This is a genomic window from Paenarthrobacter aurescens (assembly GCF_025421775.1).
GTDB classification, from domain to species: Bacteria; Actinomycetota; Actinomycetes; order Actinomycetales; family Micrococcaceae; genus Arthrobacter; species Arthrobacter aurescens_B.
This window is the reverse complement of record NZ_JAOEFX010000003.1, coordinates 262387-284751: the sequence shown is the minus strand read 5'-3', so window position 1 is coordinate 284751 and position 22365 is coordinate 262387. Positions and strand designations below refer to the sequence as shown.

The 22365-nt window shown below is 62.5% G+C and carries 17 protein-coding genes; 7 read left to right on the top strand and 10 right to left on the bottom strand.

Features of this window, described 5'->3' with window-relative positions:
- Positions 1-594 carry a hypothetical protein gene (locus tag N7568_RS07435; RefSeq protein ID WP_261609256.1) on the bottom strand — a complete coding sequence of 198 codons (594 nt, stop codon included), beginning with the start codon at positions 592-594 and terminating at the stop codon, positions 1-3.
- Between the two features lie 103 nt (positions 595-697).
- Between N7568_RS07435 and N7568_RS07430 the strand changes: the two genes are divergently transcribed.
- From N7568_RS07430 to N7568_RS07420, 3 genes are read left to right on the top strand one after another with little or no spacing between them, the layout of a single operon-like run.
- Complete coding sequence (locus tag N7568_RS07430; protein WP_261609255.1) at positions 698-1339, top strand: DUF2510 domain-containing protein; 642 nt, start codon at positions 698-700, stop codon at positions 1337-1339.
- Positions 1336-1845, top strand: a complete 510-nt coding sequence (locus N7568_RS07425) for a DUF2510 domain-containing protein (RefSeq protein ID WP_261609254.1) — start codon at positions 1336-1338, stop codon at positions 1843-1845. Before N7568_RS07430 ends, N7568_RS07425 begins: the two co-directional genes overlap by 4 nt.
- Positions 1846-1905: 60 nt before the next feature.
- On the top strand, positions 1906-2958 hold the full coding sequence (locus N7568_RS07420) for a LacI family DNA-binding transcriptional regulator (protein ID WP_261609253.1): 1053 nt from the start codon (positions 1906-1908) through the stop codon (positions 2956-2958).
- Positions 2959-3024: 66 nt separating this feature from the next.
- On the opposite strand, the gene N7568_RS07415 is transcribed toward N7568_RS07420, so the two are convergent.
- Genes N7568_RS07415 through N7568_RS07400 form a run of 4 tightly spaced genes read right to left on the bottom strand, consistent with a single transcriptional unit; the run spans position 3025 to position 7715 of the window.
- Positions 3025-4425 carry a glycoside hydrolase family 32 protein gene (locus N7568_RS07415; protein WP_261609252.1) on the bottom strand — a complete coding sequence of 467 codons (1401 nt, stop codon included), beginning with the start codon at positions 4423-4425 and terminating at the stop codon, positions 3025-3027.
- Positions 4426-4453: 28 nt separating this feature from the next.
- Positions 4454-5326, bottom strand: coding sequence for a carbohydrate ABC transporter permease (locus tag N7568_RS07410; RefSeq protein ID WP_261609251.1), 873 nt, complete (start codon positions 5324-5326; stop codon positions 4454-4456).
- 8 nt (positions 5327-5334) lie between these two features.
- The gene (locus tag N7568_RS07405) at positions 5335-6300 is read right to left on the bottom strand and encodes a carbohydrate ABC transporter permease (protein WP_261609250.1); all 966 of its coding nucleotides are present in this window, start codon (positions 6298-6300) and stop codon (positions 5335-5337) included.
- Positions 6297-7715: an ABC transporter substrate-binding protein gene (locus N7568_RS07400; RefSeq protein WP_261609249.1), complete on the bottom strand. Its 1419-nt coding sequence runs from the start codon at positions 7713-7715 to the stop codon at positions 6297-6299. The genes N7568_RS07405 and N7568_RS07400 overlap by 4 nt, the downstream gene beginning before the upstream one ends.
- Before the next feature lie 155 nt (positions 7716-7870).
- On the opposite strand from N7568_RS07400, the gene N7568_RS07395 reads away from it, so the two are divergent.
- The 4 genes from N7568_RS07395 to N7568_RS07380 all read left to right on the top strand — a co-directional run bounded on the left by N7568_RS07395 (position 7871) and on the right by N7568_RS07380 (position 12305).
- A complete protein-coding gene (locus N7568_RS07395; RefSeq protein ID WP_261609248.1) occupies positions 7871-8782 on the top strand; it encodes a phosphatase PAP2 family protein in 912 nt (303 codons plus the stop codon).
- A gap of 111 nt (positions 8783-8893) precedes the next feature.
- Positions 8894-9256 (top strand): hypothetical protein, encoded by a 363-nt coding sequence (locus tag N7568_RS07390; protein WP_261609247.1) that lies wholly within the window; start codon positions 8894-8896, stop codon positions 9254-9256.
- A 55-nt stretch (positions 9257-9311) separates the two neighbouring features.
- Positions 9312-10652 (top strand): acyltransferase family protein, encoded by a 1341-nt coding sequence (locus N7568_RS07385; RefSeq protein WP_261609246.1) that lies wholly within the window; start codon positions 9312-9314, stop codon positions 10650-10652.
- Positions 10653-10763: 111 nt separating this feature from the next.
- Positions 10764-12305 carry a M28 family peptidase gene (locus N7568_RS07380; protein ID WP_261609245.1) on the top strand — a complete coding sequence of 514 codons (1542 nt, stop codon included), beginning with the start codon at positions 10764-10766 and terminating at the stop codon, positions 12303-12305.
- Positions 12306-12410: 105 nt separating this feature from the next.
- Here N7568_RS07380 and N7568_RS07375 read toward each other — a convergent pair whose 3' ends face one another.
- From N7568_RS07375 to N7568_RS07355, 5 genes are all read right to left on the bottom strand, one after another.
- The gene (locus tag N7568_RS07375; RefSeq protein WP_261609244.1) at positions 12411-15170 is read right to left on the bottom strand and encodes a S8 family peptidase; all 2760 of its coding nucleotides are present in this window, start codon (positions 15168-15170) and stop codon (positions 12411-12413) included.
- A 257-nt stretch (positions 15171-15427) separates the two neighbouring features.
- Entirely contained in the window at positions 15428-18247 is a 2820-nt protein-coding gene (locus tag N7568_RS07370) for a S8 family serine peptidase (RefSeq protein WP_261609243.1), read from the bottom strand.
- A 171-nt stretch (positions 18248-18418) separates the two neighbouring features.
- Complete coding sequence (locus tag N7568_RS07365; RefSeq protein ID WP_261609242.1) at positions 18419-19342, bottom strand: hypothetical protein; 924 nt, start codon at positions 19340-19342, stop codon at positions 18419-18421.
- Between the two features lie 58 nt (positions 19343-19400).
- Positions 19401-20618 (bottom strand): MFS transporter, encoded by a 1218-nt coding sequence (locus tag N7568_RS07360; protein WP_261609241.1) that lies wholly within the window; start codon positions 20616-20618, stop codon positions 19401-19403.
- A 150-nt stretch (positions 20619-20768) separates the two neighbouring features.
- The gene (locus tag N7568_RS07355) at positions 20769-22361 is read right to left on the bottom strand and encodes a cell wall anchor protein (RefSeq protein ID WP_261609240.1); all 1593 of its coding nucleotides are present in this window, start codon (positions 22359-22361) and stop codon (positions 20769-20771) included.
- Positions 22362-22365: the final 4 nt, after the last annotated feature.

Sequence of the window (22365 nt, the reverse complement as noted above, 5' to 3'; positions counted from 1 at the left end):
CTACTCCGACCAGTAGTTCCGCACCCGCCCCAAAGCGTCGCCGAACTGCTCACCGGACAGGACAAGCGAACTTTCCGGCATTCCCAGCTCATCCCAGCGAGCCACCAACTGTGGGTCACCTTCTACCGGCAGAGGCCACAACCAGTACCGCGCGGAGCCATCCACCTGCTCGTCACTCCCCCCGGCGCCGCTGCCGCCTTGATGGGTCATAACCGGGCCTGTCACGTCCTCGGATCCTTCAAACATGGACGGGGTGGGATGCGCGGCGACGGCCTTCCTGCCGTCGGGGAACGCCACGCCCATCATGATGCCGGGCAAGCCCGGCCGGCTGAAGCTCTGCTCCATGACGTCGCGCCATTCCTGGTCTGATTCGTTTTCGCGCCGGACACACCACACCGTGTCCAGCAGGCACCCTGTGGAGTAAACCTCTACCGACTTCAATGCCACCACCATCCTGGGGCTGCTGTAGAGAAACCCACCAACAGGGACGATGCCCGGCAGCTCATCCGTCGGCGGACCGAACCACCCTGGCCGCACCGGCTGCGGTTGTCGTGGCCGCGCAGGGGGTTCGGGGAGGTCGTCGAAGAAGCTCATGATCCACTCTTACACCACCACACAGGCACTGGGGAGGGGCATGTGACAACCGAGAGACCCCAATCGCGATATTCTCGAAATTACGACTCAATGTGGGGGAGATATGACGCAAGCAACGCCAGGTTCTACGACGCCTCCCGGCTGGTACCCGGACCCTTCGGACCCGAGGTTCGTCCGCTGGTGGGACGGACACGCTTGGACTGCAAACCAGGCGCCAGCCCAATTCCAGGCGCCGGCCCAGTTCCAGGCGCCCGTCCAGCTGCCACGTCCTGAGCTCAGCCCGGACACGCCGGTGTACAACCCGTTCATCTGGGCAATAACCTTGCTGCCGCTGCTCTCCGTCCTGCTCCTGCTCACCTGGCAGCCGGAGTTCAGGATGATCACCACGCGGCAGGGCGTTACCACCATGGACCCTTTCTCCATGTACACCCCCGGCTATTTCCTGCTGATGGGCGCAAGCTTCCTGTCCTACGGGCTTTCAGTGCTTTTCGCTTTCCTGGACCGTCAACGCCTGCTCAAGTCCGGCGTCGTCCGTCCCTTCCACTGGGCTTGGGCGTTCCTCAGCGCGCTCGTGTACGTGATCGGCCGCTCTGTGATCGTCAACAAAGTGGCGCCCAAACGGGGGCTGTGGCCGGTGTGGGCCAGCATCGCCGTGATTGTGATCAGCCTGGTGATTGCCGGCATTTGGATGTCCAACTTCATGCAGTCGATGTACTCCCAGTTGGGGTACTCGGTCAACGCATGACAGCAGCGCCCGGCTGGTATCCCCCGCCGGAAACACCACGTCCTTTGCTGCCCACAGATCAGGCAGTTGGCAACCCGTTCATCTGGCTACTCGCATGCCTGCCCTTTGGCGTGGGTACCCTGATGCTGTCCTGGAACCCAGAGGTTCACGCCTACATCGCAAGCAGCGGATACCTTTCCATCGATCCCACTTACATCTTCACAGCAGCCTATTTCGCGATCATGATCGGCTTGATTCTCACGTACGGCGCAACAGTGGTCCTCGCTGTGTTCGACTACAGGTGGCTAGTCCACCGCGGCGTCGTGCGGCCTTTCAATTGGGCATGGTCGTTTCTTGGCGGTGTGCCCTACGTGATCGGGCGAGCCGTGGTGATTCATAAGGTGGCACCACGAAGAGGGCTCTGGCCAATTGCAGTCATCGTTGCAGCGTGGGGCCTCTACATCGTCGCAGGGTTCGCCAAAGCGCTGCCCTTCATGCAGTCGGTGTTCTACGAACTAGGGTACTGAAAGCCCGGCGCCCTCACACGCGTTAGGTAGACTGCTGAAAACGAAGGAAGGGCTCTCCCCATGAACCGCAAGGCCACTGCACTGGACGTCGCCAAAAGAGCGGGCGTGTCCAGGAGCGCGGTCTCGCTGGTACTGAACGGCCGCGGCGATGGGAATGTGGCCAAGGAGAGCCAGGACCGGATCCGCGCTGCAGCGCTGGAGCTGAACTACTCCCCCAACGCGATCGCCCTCAGCCTGCGGAACCAGCGTTCCCGGGTGATCGGCATCCTTTCCGACGAAGTGGTGGTCAGCCCGTTCGATGGCAACATCATCGGCGGTGCGGATGACATCGCGCGGAGCCGCGGATTCGTCACCGTTGTCATGGACACCGAGCGTGACACTGCCCGGGATGCGAGCGCCATCGAGACCCTCCTGGACCGGCAGGTGGACGGTCTCATGTATGTGACAGTGGGCTTGAAACCCATTGAGGTTCCGCAGGGCATGCTCCGTGTGCCGTCCGTCCTGGCCAATTGCTACGACGCCCACCCCGAACCGCAACTGCACCATGTCATCCCTGATGAGCTAACCGGCGGGCGTGAAGCTACCGAGCACCTGTTGCAGCTGGGTCACCGGGACATCGCGCTGCTGGCCGGATCCGAGGACTCTCCGGCAGCGCCACTCCGTGTCCAGGGTTACCGGGATGCGCACGCAGCGGCCAACGTTCCGCTACGGAGCGACAGGATCTTCATGGCCGGATGGGATATTGATGCCGGCTACCGCGGCGCCATGAAACTGCTCGACGGCGTGTCCGCGGCCGAACGTCCGACGGCCATCATGTGCGCGAACGACCGGCTGGCCGTCGGCGTGACCCTCGCGGCCGCACGACTGGGCCTCCGCGTCCCCGAGGACCTCTCCATCATGGGCTACGACGACGAAACCCGGATCGCCGACACCATGGTCCCGGCGCTCACCAGCATGGCCCTGCCACTGCGGGAGATCGGCCGCGCCGCCATGACCAAGCTGCTGGACGCCATCGAGGGCACTGACACCGCAGGCAAGGGAACCACTGTTGAGACGATGGTCCCCTGCCGCCTTGTCACCCGGGATTCGACTGGCCCCGCGCCCACCCGCTGAACCATTCACCTGGCCAGCAAGCATGCACACCAGGCCTCGCAACAGCGCACGACGCCGGCCTGCCGCCTACGCGGGCAGGGTCAACTTCCACACGTCGGCAGTCGCGCCAGCGGGCAACGTAAGCTGCCAGTCCTCTCCCGGAGCCGGGTAGGCCCGAAGGGTGGTGGCGACGGAACCGGAACGGTAGACCTCCACGAGGGATGCGTCGATGAAAATCCGCAACTCCTCCCCCTCGGCCACGGATCCCGAGTAAACCACCTGCGCGTCGGCCCCCGAACCAAGCACCAGCTCCACAGAGCCTGAACCAGAACCGGAAGAACCACCCCCAACCAGAACCTCGGCAAACCCAGGAACAACCACGGGACCAGCAGCACCCGAAGCCACCGCAGCACCCCGGTACGCGTCTACTTCCGGCGCAGGAGAAATGGCCAACGACCCGTCAACCACCGACAAGATGCGGGGATGCGTCAGCACACCCGCCCACCCGGCGTCGTCGATTTCTTCCTGGGTGCGGCCCCGTCGGCCGTCACGTCCGGGACCTTCATTGGCCCACCCCCACAACAACGCCGCAGGCCCAGTATCAGCCGAACCATAGGAGAGCTGCATAACCTGCGGGGCATAGAAGTCGCGACCAAGATCGGATTTCCCGCCGGCGGAAGCCACAAAAACCGGCAACCCGGAATCAGGGTCCTCGGTCAAAGACCCGATCAAATGCCCCACCCCATTGGCGTGCTCGTGGTCGTCGCCTGAGAGCCACAGGGAGAACATCATGACCCAGGCGGAGCCACCGGAAGAGACGGGCACCTGAACCAACTGCGGGCACTCCCAGATCTCGGCAGGGGTGTGGACAGCAGCCACCGGATCAGCAGTGGTCAGCCAGATGCCTTGGTACTCCCAGACGTCAAGGGAGTCCACTGTGTACAACAGCAACGCGGCACGACCATCAGCCAGGCCGGCACCCTGCATGGCGTATCGAGCACCGTTGAAGCGGAAGATAAAGGGGTCGCGTACGGCGGTTACCAGCGGATCATTGGGCATGGATGCTGCAACGTGTCCGTTCTGCTCCCACGTCACCAGGTCAGAGGAACCCCGGGCAATGACAACCTGTGAATGGCCGCCGTGGTCCTGGATACCCGAATAGCAAGCAGTCGGCACGCCGTCATCCGAGGTCACCACACCGGTCCAGCAACCGGCGGAGTCGGGCCCGCCCGGCTGTGGCGAAAGCGCCACAGGGTGCTCTTCCCACCGCACCAGATCCACAGAGCTCACGTGCCCCCATTGAATCTGCGAGTGCCGCGCGGACAAGGGGTTGTACTGGAAGAACACGTGGTACCGGCCGTTGATGTAGCTGACGCCGTTGGGGTCGTTGATCCAGCCTTGCGCCGGACGCGGATGGAAGCGCGGGAACGCGGGATCCTGGTGCGTCGACGCAGACAACAGGGAATCAAAGAGTGCAAGGTCCGTCAACGGAACCCCTTTCAGAACGAATGAGAAACTACTTGCCCGTGCCTGCGGTGAGTCCGTCCTGCAGCGCGCGCTGGCCGAACATGAACACCACCAGCGCGGGAATCATGGAGAGGACAACACCGGCCAGGACCACGGAGATGCTTCCGGTGCCGAGGTTGCCTTGGAGTGAGACCAGGCCCAGGGGCAGCGTGAAGTTCTGCTCAGAGATGGTCATGATCAGTGGCCTGAAGAACTCGTTCCAGTGGAAGTTGAATGCCAGGATGCCCACGATCGCCAGGCCGGGCATGGCCAGCGGCGCGTACACGGAACGGAAGGTCCGCCACGGCGAGGCACCGTCGATCGCAGCCGCTTCGGCGAGCTCACCCGGCAACCCCATGAAGTACTGACGCATCAGGAAGGTGCCGAACGCCGTCGGGATGGCCGGAATGATCAGCGCGAGCAGGGTGTCCGAGAGTCCGACGCCGCGGATCAGCATGAACACGGGAACGATCGTGACCTGCGCGGGCACCATCATGGTGGCCAGCACGATCGAGAACAGCGCACCCCGCCCCCTGAAACGAAGGTGGGCGAAGGCGTAGCCGGCAAGGGCTGCAGTGAGCATCTGCCCGACGGCGATCAGCCCCGTCACCAGTGCACTGTTCACTACCAGTGCCACGATGTTGAGCTGCTTGAACACTTGCTCGTAGGAGGTCAGGTCCGGGTTCAGCGGCAGGAAAGCGGGTGGCAGCTGGAAGGATTCCGACGGCGGACGCAGCGATGTGGACAGCGTCCACAACACAGGGCCCAGGACAAAGACGGACGCGATCAGCAAGACGATGACACGGACGGCCACCGACCAGTCGCGCTTCTTCCTCGTCACTACTGGCGCCGTGGTGGTGACACGTTCTTGAATGGTGGTCATGGCGGGCCTTACTGGTAGAAGACGAATCGTTTGCTGAGCCGGAACTGCGCGGCGGTGATGGCCATGATGATGAGCGTCAAGATCACGCCGATCGCCGAGGCCTGGCCAAACTCGAGGCGTTGGAACGCGGACTCGAAGATCACCATCACCGCTGTACGTGTTGAGTCGCCGGGCCCGCCGCGGGTGAGGACGTAGGGCTGGTCGAACACTTGGAGCGCGTTGATGATCGCCATGACCGAGGCCACCAGGGTGGTGGGGCTGAGCAGCGGCAAGGTGACGAACCAGTGCTTCCGCCAACCCGTCGCACCGTCAATAGACGCGGCCTCGTACGTCTCCACCGGGATGGAGGCCAGGCCACCAATGAACAGCAGGAACGAGAACCCGAAGTTCTGCCACACATAAACAAGAATCACGACGGCGGCCGAACCGCCTGGCGTCGTCAGCCAAGGGACCGCTGGGATGCCCACCAGGGACAGCATCCAGTTCACGACGCCGAACTGCTCGTTGAAGAGGTAGCGCATGAAGATCGACACTGATGCCGCGGACAGGATCAGCGGGAAGAAGAACGCGGAGCGGAAGAAGACCCTCAGCCACGCGGGAAGCTTCTCCTGCACCATGATCGCCAAGCCCAGGGCCAGCCCTAGCTGGAGCGCCACGGCCACCACAACAAACACGATGGTGTTCAGGAAGGAGACCCTGACGGTCGGGTCCTGGACTACCTCGGCGAAGTTATCGAAGCCAACAAATGTTGGTGCCGAGATGATGTCCCAGCGGAAGAACGCGAGCGCGATTGATGCCACGATCGGCAGCAGGGTGAAGATGCCCATGCCCGCGATGGTCGGTGCCAGGAAGGCCCACGGCAGCCAACGCTGCTGTACGCGGCCGCGCTTGGATGCCTGGGCGTGCTTGTGGGCGCGCTGGCGACGGCCAGGTTCGCTCCCCGTGCCCGTAGGCGTACTGGTTGCGGTGCTCATGGCTGCCTCCTCAGGGCAATCTCAAGGTCGCGCTGCATGGAAGTAAGGGCGTCTTTGAGTTGACGCTCGTCTCCACTGACAGCCAGGCTGACGTTTTTCATGAGGGCGGTTTCGACGGCGGCCTGCTGGGGTGGCGCTGGAATGGGGCCTGTGGTGGGGAAACGGTCCAAGGTGTCGTAGAAGACTTTCCAGTTCCGTGGGCCAGTTCCCGCGTAGAGCTGCTCGTTGACCATGGAGCGGCGGGCAGGCGTGGTGTTTGGGGTGGGGAACACGATCTGCATGGCTTCAAGGCTGGAGCTGAACTTGACCCATTCCCAGGCGGCGTCTTTGTCCTTGGCGGTCTTCATGATCGCGTAGCCGGCCGTACCGAACTGGTGGCGCTGGGTCCGCCATTTCGGGAAGAACTGGACGTCGAAGTCGTTTTCTGTCATCCCCGCCTCGTGGAGGCCTTGCACCCAATAGCCGCCTGCCGGCGTCGTACCTATCCTGTTGGAGGCGAAGAGGCCGATCAGCGCGCTGCCGCCGCCTTCCTCCGGCCGGACACCCAGTCCGTCCTTCACCAGTCCGCGGAGGTAGTCGAAGGATTCGAAGACGCGGGGGTCGTCGGCGTTGGGTTCCAGCCACTGGTAGCCGCCGGAGCGGAGGCTGCGTGAGGGGTCGTTGGCGTAGAAGCCGTCCCACAACCATTCGCCGCCCGTGGACTTGGTTTCCTTGAGGAAGCTGGTGTCGTTGGCGTAGAGCCACGGCACCACTCCGCCGAAGAGGCGGTTGGTCCAGTAGTACGGCGTGAAGTCCTTGGGGTTGGCCTTCTTCATGGCAGCGAGGGTGCTGCGGAAGTCTGTGTGCGTCCAGTCATCGGCCGGGCGTTCAAGCCCTGCCGCACGGAGCGACGCTGTGTTGTAGTACATGTTGGCGGCGTTCCAGTCGATGGGGAGCTGGAACAGGCTGCCCTTGTACATAAACGCTTCCACCAGGCTGGGGTGGACGTCCTCGAAGTACTCCCGCATGTGGTCGGCGTCGCGGCGCAGGTATTCATCCAGCGGGTGGGCCAGTTTCTCGGCGAAGAGTTGGGCGCCTTCCGTGGCCACGTACACCACGTCCGGCGGGGTGCCTGCTGCAACCATGGTGAGGATCTTGGTGAAGAAGTCCTTCCAGTCCACTGCTTGGATGGCTTGGACCTTGACCTTGATCTCGGGGTGGACCTTGGCGAAAGCGTCGATGACCTTCTGGCGGGCGGCCGCGTCTGCCGCAGTGCCCATGATGGCAATGCTGAGGCTGTTGTCTCCCCGGCCCGGAATGTCTGCTCCGGTCAGGCGCGGCCACGACGCCGCGGTTACTCCAACAATCCCGGCGCCGAGGGCTGTGAGGGCACTTCTGCGTGTGAATTGACGCAAAGCCCCATTGGTTCCCGACATGTAGATATTCCTTCCCTAACACGTGTTAGGTAGCCTAAACCCGTCACCTAACACGTGTCAATCGTCACAGGAATGTTGCATGGACCTCACAGGGGCTGACACGCGAAGGCAGCACTCACACGGGCCTTCCAGAGAACTGTGGCACCCTAGACAGAATGAGTTCCCAGCAATTCCGCACCAGCGGGAGGTCGAGCAAACGGCCGCTTCAACAACGCGACGCCGGCGTCGGAACAGGTTTCCTTTTCATACTGGCCACGCTCGCCAGCGTCGTAGGCCTGGCCGCAACGTACTACTTCTTTGTTCGGACCACCATGGGGCAGTTCATCGACGAGTCGGCACTTGTTGAGGCAACCGTGTTGGGCGGAACAGCGGGCAGGGCCTCCACCGACTTCCTGGACATGCTTCCCATGCTTTCGCTCGCGATCGCCGCCATTATGGTGCTCTTCGTGACCGTCGCCCGCCGACGCTGGAAGGCTGCCGGAATCGCGGTTGCGGCATGCATCGCAGCCAATGCAGCCACGCAGATCCTCAAGTTCTTCATCCCCGACAGGCCCGACCGCGGTGTCCAGACCCTGGAACTGAACTCACTTCCCTCCGGGCACACCACACTGGCCGCCTCGGCTGCCGCCGCGGTGTTCCTCATGGTCTCACCCCGCTGGCGGCCTTTGGCAGGCTTCCTCGGCAGCACGTTCGCCGTTGCCACGGGCGTCTCCACGCTCATCAACCAATGGCACCGCCCGGCCGACGTGGTGGCGGCATTCCTGGTTGTCGGCGCCGTCATGCTCCCTGCGGGGTGGCTCATCCTCCGCACAGGCAGCACCTGGAACGTCTGGAAGGGATACGGCGAACACTGGGCGGCGTCCCGGCTATGGGTGTGGCTCACGGTTTCCGCACTGGTGGTGGCGATTGCAGTGGCTGGCTATTCGCTGCTGCAGGTCATGCCGGGCTTGAGCACCGACAGCACCATCGACTACTTCTGGGCGGGCACAGCCTTCATTGTGATCGCAGGCTACCTCTCAGCCCTTGGCGGCACGTGGCTCTTCGGGCTGGCTGCCCGCAGGCGGTAGCCCGCTCCACCCCGCGGCAGCGCGTGACCTAGTCCTCGGGTTTACCGAGTCGAAGAACCTGGGCCCCTCCGCAGCTCGCTCTGCACTCTCCCGGGCCTGCTCCTGAATGAAGTGCTGATCATCCTCAGTGAGCAGGGTTCCGCCATGGATATCCACGGCTCCATGCTCGCCTGTTTCTTCATTGAAGATGGCCGTCATGGTACGGGGCACGATCCTGCTTCCCGGATTGTCGATGAGCCATTGTTGCGTGTCCGGAGAAAGCTGACTCCAAAATTCCCTGATGTGCATAGTGATCAGCGCTGCCATTCATTGGTGGGGTGGGTTCATGGGACCTGGATGCGCTGGGGCAGCACTCTGGGCACTGCAGCGGGTCCTCCGTCTTCAGGCTACGCCCGGCCAGCCATTTCTGACCCGGAAAACGTGACCTTTCTGAACAAGTCATCGACGCGACACGGTTGGGTGCGCTACAGTTAATCCACTCGATGGATAAACAATGGAAAATCCACAATGGAAAATCCCAGGAGCACCCATGTCTTCCACCCTCAGGTCCGGCTCGGCCCGAACCACTGCACCACTCGGCGTACCAGCTTCGCGTGACCTGGTAGTCGACCTTATTCGCGTCGCCTGCATGTTTGCCGTGGTGGCCGTGCACTTGCTCATGATGGGCATCAGTGTTGACGAGTCCGGCATCGGAGTAGGGAATCCGCTGACTTCCCTTAGCTGGTTTGCGCAGGGCACATGGTTCGGCCAGGTCATGCCGCTCTTCTTCGTGGTTGGCGGCTTCGCTTCGCTCACCTCATGGCGGAGCCTGCAACGCAAGGGCGGCGACGCCGGAGACTATCTCCGTAACCGGGTGCTGCGTCTGGTTCGTCCCACGGTCGCGCTGTATGCGTTCCTCGCCATTGCGCTGTGGATCGCGACGGCGGCTGGCGTCCCGGGTGATTTGCTCACCGTTATCGCTGCGGGCGCCGGAGTACAGCTATGGTTCCTCGCCGCGTACCTGATCTGCCAGGCAATGGTGCCCACGATGGCGAAGCTCCACCACCGGGCACCGTACTGGACCGTCGCAGCGCTGGCCGCGGGCGCCGTCGTCGTTGACATCCTCCGCCTGGGTTTGGAGCGCAACCCGTGGGGCTTCGACTCGAACCCGATTGGCCTGCTCAACATGGTGTTCGTGTGGGGCTTGCTGCAACAGCTCGGTTTCTTCTACGCCGACGGATTCTTTGACCGGTTTGCCCGCTGGAAGCTGGTACTGGCCGCGGTTGCTTGCTACGTCTTGCTGGTTCCGCTGACCCACGCTGGCCCCTACCCCGTGGACATGCTGACCAACCAGAACCCGCCCATGTTCCCGCTGGTCCTGGTGGGCTTGGCACATGTGCTGCTGGTGAAGGCCGTGTACCCGGTACTGCAGCGGTGCGTGCACGTTGGCTGGGTGCAGAAGGTGATGTTCGTGGTGGGCAGCCGGGCGATGACCATCTACCTGTGGCACTTGCCGTTGATCATTGCCATGTTCGGGATCGCGCTTGTCCTGAGACTGCCGTTCCCTGAGCCGGCAAGCGCCGAATGGTGGCTGAGCAGGCCGCTGTTCTACGTGGCGGCTTGGGCGTTGGTATTGCTGGTCTCAACCCCGCTGGTCCGGTTGGAGCTCGCCAGCACCGCCTTGACGCCGGGTGCTGCACGACCTGCCATGTGGCGCATCGCCGTCGGGACCGTCCTGGCGATCATCCCGCCGTTCGTGGTGATGAGGTCGGCCCTGGATGTTGCCAACGCAACGTGGGGCTTGGTGCTGTTGGTGGTCGCGGTGGCCCTCGTCACCGGCAAGGTACCGGACCGGGCGTGGAAGACACCGCGGTTGGTGGATCGCACCTAGACCTGAGCCACTCAAAAAAGCAAGGCTTCACCAGCGGACTCCTGCAGGGTAGATTCTGCGCTACCGCACCCGGCCACCCAATTACCGGGTCCCCACAGGGAGATGCATGAGATGCATACAAAGCACAAACCACGCATTGGAAACCGAACCTCTGCTCTCGCGGCAGGAGTGGCAACAGTCGCCATTCTTGCCGTTGCAATAACGCCACCCGCCCTGGCTGCGAAGGCGACGGACACCCAGGCCCTCCGCGATGCAGTGACCGCGGGCGCCATCATCGACCACCTCGAAGAACTCCAAGCGATCGCAGATGCCAACGGCGGCACCCGATCAGCCGGCACCACGGGTCACGTGGCATCCGCGGAGTATATCGAGAACCAGCTTGAAGCCGCAGGCTTCGTCACCCAACGCCAGTACTTCGAGTACCTCAAGTTCAACCTGGCCAGTGAAGCCTTCGAGCGGCTCACGCCAACGCCGCGAACGTACACCGAAGACGATTTCGGCGCGATGTCCTACTCCGGTTTCGGTGACGTCTCGGCCACTGTGACGCCGGTGGATATCAACCTCACCGGCGACCGGGCCTCAACGAGTGGCTGTGAGGCTGCCGACTTCACCGGCTTCGTGGCAGGCAACATCGCGCTCATCCAGCGCGGCACCTGCCCCTTCAACACCAAGGCCGTGAACGCTCAGGCTGCCGGCGCAGCGGGTGTGATCATCTTCAACCAGGGTGACGCCGATGACAGGCTGGCCAGGGTGGACGGAACCCTCGGAGCCCCCACCGCCGACAACCCAGCAGTGACCGTACCGACCGTTGGCGCAAGCTTTGCCGTGGGCGAGGAGCTGGCCGGCCTCCCTGGAGCCACTGTTCGCATCGAGGTGGAGGGCGATACCCAACCGATTGAAACCTTCAACGTCCTGGCGGATACTGCGGGACGTGCAGACCGCACGGTGGTAGTGGGCGCGCATCTTGACTCCGTAGCCGAAGGCCCGGGCATCAACGACAACGGTTCCGGCTCCGCAGCCATCCTTGAAACCGCCCTGCAGTTCGCGGCTCTCGGTATTTCTCCGGAAAACCGCGTCCGGTTCGCGTGGTGGAGCGGTGAGGAGGACGGCCTGATCGGCTCGGACTACTACGTCTCCCAGCTGAGCAAGAGTGACGTGAAGGGCCATGCCCTCAATCTCAACTTCGACATGGTGGCCTCTCCCAACCCGGTCCGGTTCGTCTACGACGGTGATGGCAAACCGCTCGGAACCGCTGGGCCCAATGGTTCGGCCGCGATCGAGAAGGTCTTCCTTGACTACTTCGCCTCGCAGGGCCTGGCCACAGAGCCCACAGAGTTCGATGGGCGCTCCGATTACTTCGGATTCATCGAAAACGGTATTCCCGCAGGAGGCCTGTTCACCGGCGCCGAAGAGATCAAGACGGCGGAGCAGGCGGCAGTCTACGGCGGCACGGCAGGCGTTGCCTACGATCCCTGCTACCACCAAGCCTGCGATGACATCGACAACATCGATGCAGCGGTCCTGGAACAGATGGCCGACGCGATTGCCCACTCCACGCTGGTCTTCGCGGAAACCCTGTCCGCGGTGAACGGCACCGCGAAGGGCTCGGGCAACCTGAAGCTTGAGTTCAAGGGCAACCACGCAGTCCGCTAGCAGTACAGATCAGTGAAGGCAGAACGGCCGCAGGACAACCTGATCGAGTTGCTCTGCGGCCGTTCGTGGTCCAAACAGGGTCAGGAAGCAGCAGCTCCCAAAGCCTTATGGCATGCGGTAGAGGAAGGCTGCCATCGCGTCGCGGTTGATGGGAGACAAAGCCCGGTAGGTGTAGAAGCCGTCAGCCTCCAGCCAGCCCGAGGAGATCTTCTTGTCGGCCATCCACGCCATCTCTTTGTAGAACTGCTGATAGGTGTACACGTCCTGGAACGGCGACGTCGCAGGAGCCTCGAAGTCCGGGCTGTTGGCCAGGCGGTAGAGGAACGCCGCCATGGCATCGCGGTTGATCGGCGTCAGCGGCTTGTAGGTGCGTGAACCGTCACTTTCCGTCCAACCGGACGAAATGCCCGTGTCAGCAAGCCAGGACATCTCCTTGTAGAACTGCTGGGTGGTCAGCACGTCCTTGAACGGGGACTTTGCCGGAGGCGTGTAATCCGGCGAGCCCGCCATGCGATAGAGGAAAGCGGCCATGGCATCACGGTTGATGGGTGTCACAGGCCGGTAAGTCACTGATTTGTCCGCCTCAACCCAGCCCGTGGAAATCTTCCGGTCAGCCAACCAGGACATCTCCTTGTAGAACTGCTGGGAAGTCAGCACATCCTTGAAAGGCGACGTGGTGGGTGCGGTGAAATCAGGTCCCTTGGTGCTGAAGTACGCCGACCACGCGGCTGTGGCGCCTGCCTTCAGGAGGTACCCGGACTTAGCTATGGCCGAAACCTTCACCTGCCCTCTGGCCGGGTAGGTACCCGCCGCAACGGTTTTTCCGCCCAGCTGATACTCCACGCCCGTGGACTCGGGAATGGTGTACGTGTCGTCCCCCATGTAGGACTCATCCTTGAAAACCACTGGTGCGGGTGTCGCCGCCTTGTCGGCGCCAAGCACGTTGATGGTCGGGGCGCTGGTGGTCGACGCCGGCGCGTAGGCAGTCTTGGTCCCGGACACGGTTACCCGCAGCGGCTTGCCCGCGTCTGCTTCCGTTACCTCGTAGTCGGCGGCGGTGGCACCTTCGATCGGGTTATCGGCACGGCTCCATTGGTAGGTTAACTCAACCGGAGCCGGCTCCCACGTCCCTGCCTGTGCTTTCAGCACGCTTCCCACGTAGGCGGGACCATCGATGACGGGAACACTGGCACTTATGGTCCCCGGTCCCACTTTGGCCGTGGGCGCCGAGGTCGCAGATACTTCGTCAAAGTGGATTTTGCTTGCCGAGACTTTCACCGTCATGCCGGCGTTCAGGTCTTCCGGGACCAATGTGTAGGAAGCGCTCCAAGCGTCTGCAATGGGTACGCCGTCCCGATACCACTGGTACCCCCAGCGGACAACGTCAGAAGCGTCGGGTCCCCAGTTGCCTGGGAGCGCATACAAGGCCGAGCCCACCCTCGGATCACCACTGATGATGGGAGGGACAGCAACCAAAGGAGTTGCATCCCACGCGGTTTCCCTCAGAGCCAATCTGGCGTCAACCACGTTCACCCGGCAGCTGAAGTAGGTGCATCCGAGGTCTTGGGCGGTCTTGATGAGTCGTCGTTCAATATCTGCGGGGGTGGAGGCCGGCATCCGCGCCAGCATGAGGGCAGCGACGCCCGCGACGTGCGGAGCGGCCATGGATGTGCCTTCTTTGAGGTAATAATCCTCGGTGCCGGGTCGGTCCGTTCCGTTGTTCAGCGTGGACACGATGCCATCTACCGCTGCCTTGCTCATCTCCCCACCGGGAGCATAGAGATCCACGGATCCGAAGTTCGAGTAATCGGCTTTGGCATGCGTTCGGGTGCTGGCGGCTACGGTGATCACGTTTTGGCAGTTAGCCGGGCTGACCTGGGCGGCGTCCACATTCTCGTTGCCGGCGGCAGCAACCACTACCGCTCCCTTGCTGCGGGCAAAGTTCACAGCGTTCTGGTAGGTAGTGGAGCACGAGGCTCTTCCGCCCAGGCTCAAGTTGACTACCCGGGCGGGGTTGGCGTTCGCCGGCACACCGGTCACGGTTCCACCGACAGCCCATCGGATGCCGTCCGCAATGTCAGAGGTGTATCCGCCGCATGTTCCAATGGCCCGGATAGGGACTACCTTCGCTTTGGGCGCGACGCCGGCAACGCCCTTCGCGTTGTCAGCAACAGCGGCGATGATGCCTGCGACGTGCGTTCCGTGCCATGAGGACTTTGTCCCTGGCTCCCCCGCAGCACATTGGCCGTCAAAGGTTGTGTCACCTTCGTCCTGGGGGTTTGAGTCCCGGCCATCGCCGTCACGGGAAGTGTCGAGGTCCGCGATCATGTCGTAACCCGGAAGGATGTTGGCATCGAGATCGGTGTGCTTGAGGATGCCGCTATCAATGACAGCAACTACACTGCCTTCACCTTCGCTGTAGTCCCAGGCACCAAGGACGTCGATTCCAGCGGTCCCGTCGCCGAGTGCCCACTGCATGTCGTAGTAGGTGTCGTCCGGCGCGTTGGCGAATGGCCTCATGATGACGTCTGGTTCGGCGTACTCCACGCTGGGATCCGCGTCCAGGGTTTCAATGACGTCATCAACTTCGTCAGCAGTCAGCTTCCGGTCAGCCTTGATGACCTGCTCGCCCGCGGCCGTGGTTCGAACACTTTCAACCTGTCCGCCCAGGTCATCGGCGATACGGTCCAAGGAATTGCGGCGATCAGCAGATTGAATTCCTGCACGCTCGTTGAACTTAACGATGAACTGATCGGTAGGCGCTGGCGCCGCGGTGACAGCATCCGTCAACGGTGCCGCGCTGGGAGCCGGCCGAGGAGTGTCGTCTGCGGAGGCCGGCAAGGCGGGCAGAGCTGTGCCCACCATAGCTACAACGCTTAGAAGGATTAAACGAGAACTAACCACGGCTTTCCGTTGGTTACGCATGTACTTTCGCCCTTTTACTCAAAACGCCCCCCAAAGAGCGCTGAAAAATGGCCGCGATGCGCAGCCAGACTGAGTTTAGCCAGTGAGTTGAGATTCCTGCGAATTACCTGTGAGTGGTGACCCAGCTGCTCGTTAAAGCCGTGGGCCGGCCGCAGAAAGTCTGCAACCGGCCCCGGTTGATATGTGCCCTGGCAGTGCTACGGCATCCTGTAGAGGAAGGCGGCCATGGCATCGCGGTTGATGGGCGACAAAGGCTGATAGGTGCGGCCCCCGTATGCGTCCGTCCAGCCGGAGGAGATTTTCATTTCCGACAACCAGGCCATCTCCTTGTAGAACAGCTGGTAGGTCTGAACGTCCTGGAAGGGTGACACTGGTGGCGCAGCGTAGTCGGGTTGGTTCGCCAGCCGGTACAGGAAGGCGGCCATGGCATCACGGTTAATCGGAGTCAAGGGTCGGTAGGTCCGGGAACCATCCGATTCTGTCCATCCGGACGAGATGCCTGTTTGTGCCAACCAAGACATTTCCTTGTAGAACTGCTGGGTGGTTGTCACGTCCTTGAATGGCGACTTGGCCGGAGGCGTGTATGCGGGTGATCCAGCCATCCGGTAGAGGAATGCCGCCATTGCGTCGCGGTTGATGGGCGCCAGCGGCCGGTACGTCACGGATTTGTCCGCTTCTACCCAACCCGTGGAGATCTTCCGGTCCGCCATCCACGCCATTTCCTTGTAGAACTGCTGCTTGGTCAGCACATCCTTGAAGGGTGATACCGCCGGAGCCGTAAACGCCGCGCCCTTAAAGCTGAAGTAAGCCGCCCATTCGGTCACGGCGCCGTTGGCCGACACGTAACCGTCCTTGATCTTGGCCGTTACCCTTGTCTGCCCCCGTGCGGGGTAGGTTCCCGCGGGGACCGTACTGCCTCCGACCTGGTATTCAGTGCCGAGGGACTGGGGAATGGTGTACTTGTCGTCAGCCACGTTGAGAGCGTCCGCGAAGACAACTGCAGCCGGGGTCACTGCCTTGTCAGCGGTCACCACGGGTTGAGTAGCAGCACTGGTTTTGAACGAGTTGGTGTAACCCTGCTTTGCTCCGGTCACCTGCACCGTCAAGGGCTTGGCAGCATCTGCATCCACGACTGAATAGCTGGTCCCCGTAGCACCCTGGATCATGCTTCCTGACCTGTACCACTGGTAGGACAGTGACACCGGCTCAGGTCCCCAGTTGCCTGGGTCCACCGTCAACACATTCCCAACGTAGGTTGAACCCTTGATCGTGGGAACGCTCGAGGACAGGGTCCCGGGCTTAATTGCAGCAGTGGGAGCCGAAGTGGCCGAGACCGCGGGGACAAACTTCTTGCTGGCCTTCACTGTGAAGGTGAGCGCGGCACCCAGATCTTCCGGTACGAGCAAGTACTCATAGCCGGTTGCCTCGGGAATGGCGACACCATTGCGGTGCCACTGGAGTTCCCAATTAGTCGCGGCTGCTATACCCCAGGATCCGGGATCTCCCCAGATCGGGTTGCCTACTGACAGCTCCCCATAAATGGTCGGTGTGCCAGCCACGATGGGGGCGGCCTCCGCCTGGATGTCCCGCAATGCCCGGTCCGCATTGAGAAGGCCGTTACCGCAGTCGACGCAAGTAAGCGGCCCTGCGGTGCCCTTCAGCTTCTGTTCCACATCTGCCGGTGTCATGGCGGGGAGTATCGACAACATCATCGCGGCCACACCAGCTACGTGGGGCGCTGCCATGGATGTTCCGGCTTTGAGATAGTAATCCTCTGTGGTGGCACGGTCGGTGCCGTTGTTGAGTGTGGAGACAATCCCGTCAAACACGTCAACGCTCATGTCGCCGCCTGGCGCCATGAGGTCCACGGCCGCGCCAAAGTTTGAGTAGTACGCCTTGCGATTGGCCTTGGTGCTGGCTCCTACGGCAACGACGCCGCGGCAGTTGGCAGGACTCACCAGTGAGGCGTCCACGTTCTGATTGCCGGCCGAAACCACTACGGAGGCTCCCAGTTCCGTGGCGAAGTCCACTGCGTTTTGGAAAGCTCTGGGGCACGTACCCTGGGCGCCAATACTGACATTGATGACCCTGGCCGGGTTCTGGTTATCCGGGATGCCGTTCACTGTTCCTCCCGCTGCCCAAGCAATCCCTTCAGCGATGTCGGAGAGGTATCCGCCACATGTGCCTATGCTGCGTACGGGCACCACCTTGGCTTTGGGCGCTACGCCCGCAATGCCTTTTCCATTGCCGGCTACGGCAGCAATAATGCCTGCAACGTGCGTTCCGTGCCATGACGACCGCTCGGCCGGCTCCCCGGCCGCGCACTGTCCTGCGGTTGTGGCGTCGCCCTCGTCCCGGGGGTTCGAGTCCCTGCCGTCCCCGTCCCGGGAAACAGCGGGATCGCCGATCATGTCATAGCCCGGAAGGACGTTGGCATTGAGGTCTGTGTGGCTGAGAATGCCACTGTCAACGACAGCAACCACACTGCCCTCACCCTGATTGATATCCCAGGCTGTCGGCGTGTGAATGCCCCCAGCGTAGGAATCACCCAGGCCCCATTGAATGCCGAAGTACGTATCGTTGGGTCTGACTTCCTGAACCCGCATGATCACGTCCGGTTCGGCGTACTCCACGTTGGGGTCCGCAGCCAGGGCGGCCACAAACTCGTTGGCTTCGTCAGCTCCCAGCTTTCTGTCGGCTTTAACAACGTCTGCACCGGATGCTGTGGCCCGCAGGTTCTCCACTGATACGCCTGCAGCACCGGCCACCCGGTTGAGCGAGGACTGCCTGTCTGCAGACTGGATGCCGGCTCGTTCCTTGAACTTCACAATGAACTGGTCCGTCGGTACGGCAGTTCCTGCAGTGGTAGCTGCGGGCCCGGCTGCTGCCTTTGGCGTTGGTGGCGTAGGTTCATCAGCTGCCGCAGCGGGAAGGGCCGGCAGACCGGCTCCAACCATCGCGATGACGCCCACAAGGAATAGTTGAGAGCGCACGCTGGCTCTCCGTCGGTTCTGCATAGACAGCGCCCTCTGCTCAAACGCCCCCAAGAGCGCGGAAAAATGGCCGCGAGTCTACGGCCAGCATGAGTTTAGCCACTCTCTGGAGTTTCCTGCGAATTTCCTGTGAGTGCGACGCGGGGGAGGCAGAGATACACCCTTTTTCGGTTGCTTATGCGCGCGGGCGTTATCCTACTCGGCGGGCCCTGGAGCGGTATCCAATACCCGGCGCTTCACATCCCTGCGTGTGGTTTCGGCTTGAAAGCCACACTCCGCGAGTCCTGTCGGCCAGTCTCCCCCGCACGTCGCCAAGGCTTCAAAACATGCCCTTAGCAGCTCTTTTGGTGGTGGGATATGGCCGTCCCCAGTGTCAGGTCCCCAGCGGTCCATCAGCATGTACAAGTTCTCAGAGCCACCAACGGCGTCCACAAAGGGGAGCTGATGCTTCTGGACATGAAACCAATCCTTGGCGTTCTGAATAAGTGCAACCGTATGGCTGAAACTGGCCGAGTAGGCCGGAATCAAGTCATGAGCCACACTCGCAGGCAACTCGGACATGTCTTTGCCTTCCATATCCCACGCGTAAGTCATGTAGCGCTCCACCGCCCCGGGGTAGAAGCGGGATATCGAGGTCTGAGGATTGACCGCGAGCGCCAGCGAAGTAGGGAAAAAGCGCGACACAGCAAGGCTGGCGTATCCGCCGGCAGAGCTACCGAAGAACACTACGTTGTACCCTCCGGTTTCCCGGATGATACGTCGGACAACGTCTGCCAGCGTCGCTTGCAGGTCAGGTTGCTCGCTGGACCCCGCGTACCAAGCGAGGTTGAATTCCGAAGATTTACGGAGGCTTGGATCGGAGATAAAGACCCGGTTGACTGGCAGTCCAGCCGTCACACCTTGCCCGAGGAACCAAGGGAGTCGGACGTCCTTTTCGGCCGCACCATGGAAACAAACGAGCGTAGTATCCGAGTCGGCGGGGATGTTCAGTATCTCGAGCGGCAAGCCTTGATACTGGATCTCAATCAGCCCCGCGGGAACCTCTTCAGCGGACAGGAACTCCCCAAGATCATCAAAGGTGGATGGCGTGGGGATATCAGCGGATTGGTTTTCTGGCACCACGGTAGTCTAGCCGTGGCGGCCAATGACCCCTTAATTGGTGCCGCGAAACGTCCACCTAGTAGTTACGCCGGTGCTTCAGCCTGGGAATTGCGACGGCGAACACCACCGCGGCCGCGAACCCCAGCACGCCTGTGGCCCAGATGCCTGCGGACAGTGAAATGGCGGCCGTCAGTCCCGAGAGGAGCACCGGTCCCCCGGTAGCGCCGGAGTCGGCGATGAAGCGCCAGATCCCGAGGAAGTGACTCCGCCCGTTGTCCGGTGAAAAGTCGGCGCCGAGCGTCATGATGAGTCCGGAGCTGATACCGTTGCCGAAGCCGATCAGCAGGGCAACCAGGAGCAACGGCACGAACCCGCCAGTGAACGGGATCAGGATCAGGGCGCTCCCCATGATCACCGTGGACGGGATGGCCACCCACTGCCGCCCCTTCCTGTCCATGAGTTTTCCGGCAGGGTAGAACACCAGCATGTCGATCGCTCCGGAGAGGCCGAAGAGCAGGGAAGCATGTGTGGCGTCGAGGCCCAGGTGATCCGCCCACAGCGGTATGACCACCTGTCGCGAGGCACGCAAAGCACTGAGGAGCAGGATCCCGAAACCAACGGACAGGAATACTCCCGCGTGGGATACCGCGACGCTCCGCAACGTGGAAGCCGGAGGGCGCGGACCGCCGTCGGACGTGTCAGGGGCCACCAGGTCCGGGATGGTGAGCGACAACGCCGCGGCCGCCATCATGCCCGCAAAGCCCACCCAGTACGCGCCGCTGATTCCGGCGAACTGCATGACGCCAGCACCAACGAACGGCCCAATGAAGATGCCGATCCTGGTCACGCCTCCCAGCGTGGACAGCGCCCGTGCGCGGTATAGAACGGGGACAGCTTCGGTGAGGAACTTTTGCCGGGCGAGGTTGAAGACGCTGGCGGACATTCCCACGAAAGTCATGGAGGCCGCCAGTAACCAGAGACCGTGCTCCATTTGCGGCGCGAACGCCGCCGCACCCAGGGCAATTGCTCCCAGTGCGCCGGCGCCGACTATCGACCATCGTTCGCCGAACTTCTCCGTGATGATCGACGCCGGAATGTTGAAGATCCAGGAGCCCAGTCCGATCAGGGTCACGATCAACGCCGAAACGGCCACAGATGCCCCGAGGTCACGCGCCGAGAGGGCAATGACTGGAAGGACCGCCCCTTCGCCGATGCAGAACAGCAGTGCTGGCCCGAAGGCCGGCAATGCAACGCTGCGGAGGCTAAACGCTTGATTCGTCTGGGTCTTGGTCATCCCTTTCATCCTAGGACTGCTGGTGTTGGGGGCGGGCCCAGCATTACGTTGTGCAATGCGCACTCGCGCACTAGTGGAGTCCGCAGTTGTTGCGGCTCCGGGATCCGGAGCCGCAACAACTACATGCGAAGCGGGATTGCTTGCCGCGGACTACCGACGGTTGGCGGTTGCCTTACGGCGGCTACCTGCGGCCAGGAGCAGGCCTATCAAGAGCATGGCTCCTGCCCAGAGGACGAAGGTGCCGTTCAGTCCCGTGTTGGCCAGCTCGCTTGAACTCCCGACGGCGGTGGAAGCTGCCGCGGTCATCGCACCCTGAGTGGAACCCAGGGTTACAACGGCGCCGGTTTGGGTGCCGGCTCCTGCACTGATGCCTGTAGCGGGGGTGTTGCCGTCAGCAGGTGGGTTAGCTGTCGGCGGGTTTACCACGGGAGGGGTGACGACAGGAGGGTTCACGACCGGCGGGTTCACAACCGGAGGATTCACCACAGGCGGGTTCACAACCGGCGGGTTCACAACCGGAGGATTCACAACCGGAGGCGTGACGGTGCCAACCGAGCCGCCTCCGACGCCCACTGACGTGGACCCGACGGTTACAGGAGCCGTAATCGGAATGACTAACTGGGTGCCGGAGAGCAGCCCATTGCTGCCGGATGTGGTGCTGCCACCGGTGGTGCCCGAAGGGGCCGTCCCGCCGGAAGTGCCGGAGCTTGTCGCGGACGAATCACCCAACACACCAGCGGACGTGGCACCCAGGTTCACCGGAGCCGTAATCGGAGCAACAACCTGAGTGCCGGAACCAATCCCGTCAGAACCACTCGTCGAAGCACCCGAAGTCGTGCCAGAAGGAGCAGTCCCACCCGCAGTACCGGTGCTTGTCGCGGACGAATCACCCAACACACCAGCGGACGTGGCACCCAGGTTCACCGGAGCCGTAATCGGAGCAACAACCTGAGTCCCCGAACCAATCCCGTCAGAACCACTCGTCGAAGCACCCGAAGTGCTGCCAGCAGGGGCCGTCCCGCCAGCAGACCCGGCGGTGCCGGACGTGGCCGAGGAATCCCCAGCCACACCCACAGCAGTGGCTCCGATGTTAACAGGGACCGATATCGGAGCCACTACCTGAGCGCCGGATGCAATTGACTCTCCCCCCGACGTTGTTGCCTGCGCCGGCGCTTGAGCCGGTGCAGGAGCTGATGTTGCTGGTGTTGAGGTGGCAGATGAGTCCCCCAGAACGCCCGCCGACGTCGACCCCACCGTGACGGGAACGGTCACCGGAGCGACCACCTGGGTTCCCGAGGCGATGCCGCCGGAACCGCTGGTTCCGGCGGCCGGCGTCGAACTTGTTGCCGCTGCTGGTGCGGCAGGTGTGGCTGGGCTCGCCACAGTGGAGCCCCCCAGCAGACCCACTGACGACGAGCCCAGGTTTATGGGCACCGTGACCGGGGCGACTACTTGCGTCCCGGAGCCGATGCTGTTGGAGCCGTTGGTGGTGGCAGCAGGCACTGCGCCTGAACCTCCAGCAGTTGCCGGCGCGGACGTCGTAGCTGCTGAGTCCCCCAACAGTCCAAGCGAGGTGGCGCCGGCGGTGATCGGCGCTGTAACAGGCGCTACCACCTGGGTTCCGGATAGGAGCCCGTCCTTGCCGTTGGTGGTATCCGCGGCATTTGCCGCGGTTGCGCTGAGGACAATCATGCCCCCGGCAAAGCATGTGCCGATGAGGCACTTGCGAATGGTCGTGTTCATTGTG

Bases quoted from the DNA above. Each gene is read 5' to 3' on its own strand.
- N7568_RS07405 (WP_261609250.1), bottom strand. From the start codon at position 6,300: ATGAGCACCGCAACCAGTACGCCTACGGGCACGGGGAGCGAACCTGGC.
- N7568_RS07410 (WP_261609251.1), bottom strand. From the start codon at position 5,326: ATGACCACCATTCAAGAACGTGTCACCACCACGGCGCCAGTAGTGACG.
- N7568_RS07420 (WP_261609253.1), top strand. From the start codon at position 1,906: ATGAACCGCAAGGCCACTGCACTGGACGTCGCCAAAAGAGCGGGCGTG.
- N7568_RS07425 (WP_261609254.1), top strand. From the start codon at position 1,336: ATGACAGCAGCGCCCGGCTGGTATCCCCCGCCGGAAACACCACGTCCT.
- N7568_RS07435 (WP_261609256.1), bottom strand. From the start codon at position 594: ATGAGCTTCTTCGACGACCTCCCCGAACCCCCTGCGCGGCCACGACAA.
- N7568_RS07375 (WP_261609244.1), bottom strand. From the start codon at position 15,170: ATGGTGGGCACAGCTCTGCCCGCCTTGCCGGCCTCCGCAGACGACACT.
- N7568_RS07355 (WP_261609240.1), bottom strand. From the start codon at position 22,361: ATGAACACGACCATTCGCAAGTGCCTCATCGGCACATGCTTTGCCGGG.
- N7568_RS07380 (WP_261609245.1), top strand. From the start codon at position 10,764: ATGCATACAAAGCACAAACCACGCATTGGAAACCGAACCTCTGCTCTC.
- N7568_RS07370 (WP_261609243.1), bottom strand. From the start codon at position 18,247: ATGCAGAACCGACGGAGAGCCAGCGTGCGCTCTCAACTATTCCTTGTG.
- N7568_RS07385 (WP_261609246.1), top strand. From the start codon at position 9,312: ATGTCTTCCACCCTCAGGTCCGGCTCGGCCCGAACCACTGCACCACTC.
- N7568_RS07360 (WP_261609241.1), bottom strand. From the start codon at position 20,618: ATGACCAAGACCCAGACGAATCAAGCGTTTAGCCTCCGCAGCGTTGCA.
- N7568_RS07395 (WP_261609248.1), top strand. From the start codon at position 7,871: ATGAGTTCCCAGCAATTCCGCACCAGCGGGAGGTCGAGCAAACGGCCG.
- N7568_RS07430 (WP_261609255.1), top strand. From the start codon at position 698: ATGACGCAAGCAACGCCAGGTTCTACGACGCCTCCCGGCTGGTACCCG.
- N7568_RS07400 (WP_261609249.1), bottom strand. From the start codon at position 7,715: ATGTCGGGAACCAATGGGGCTTTGCGTCAATTCACACGCAGAAGTGCC.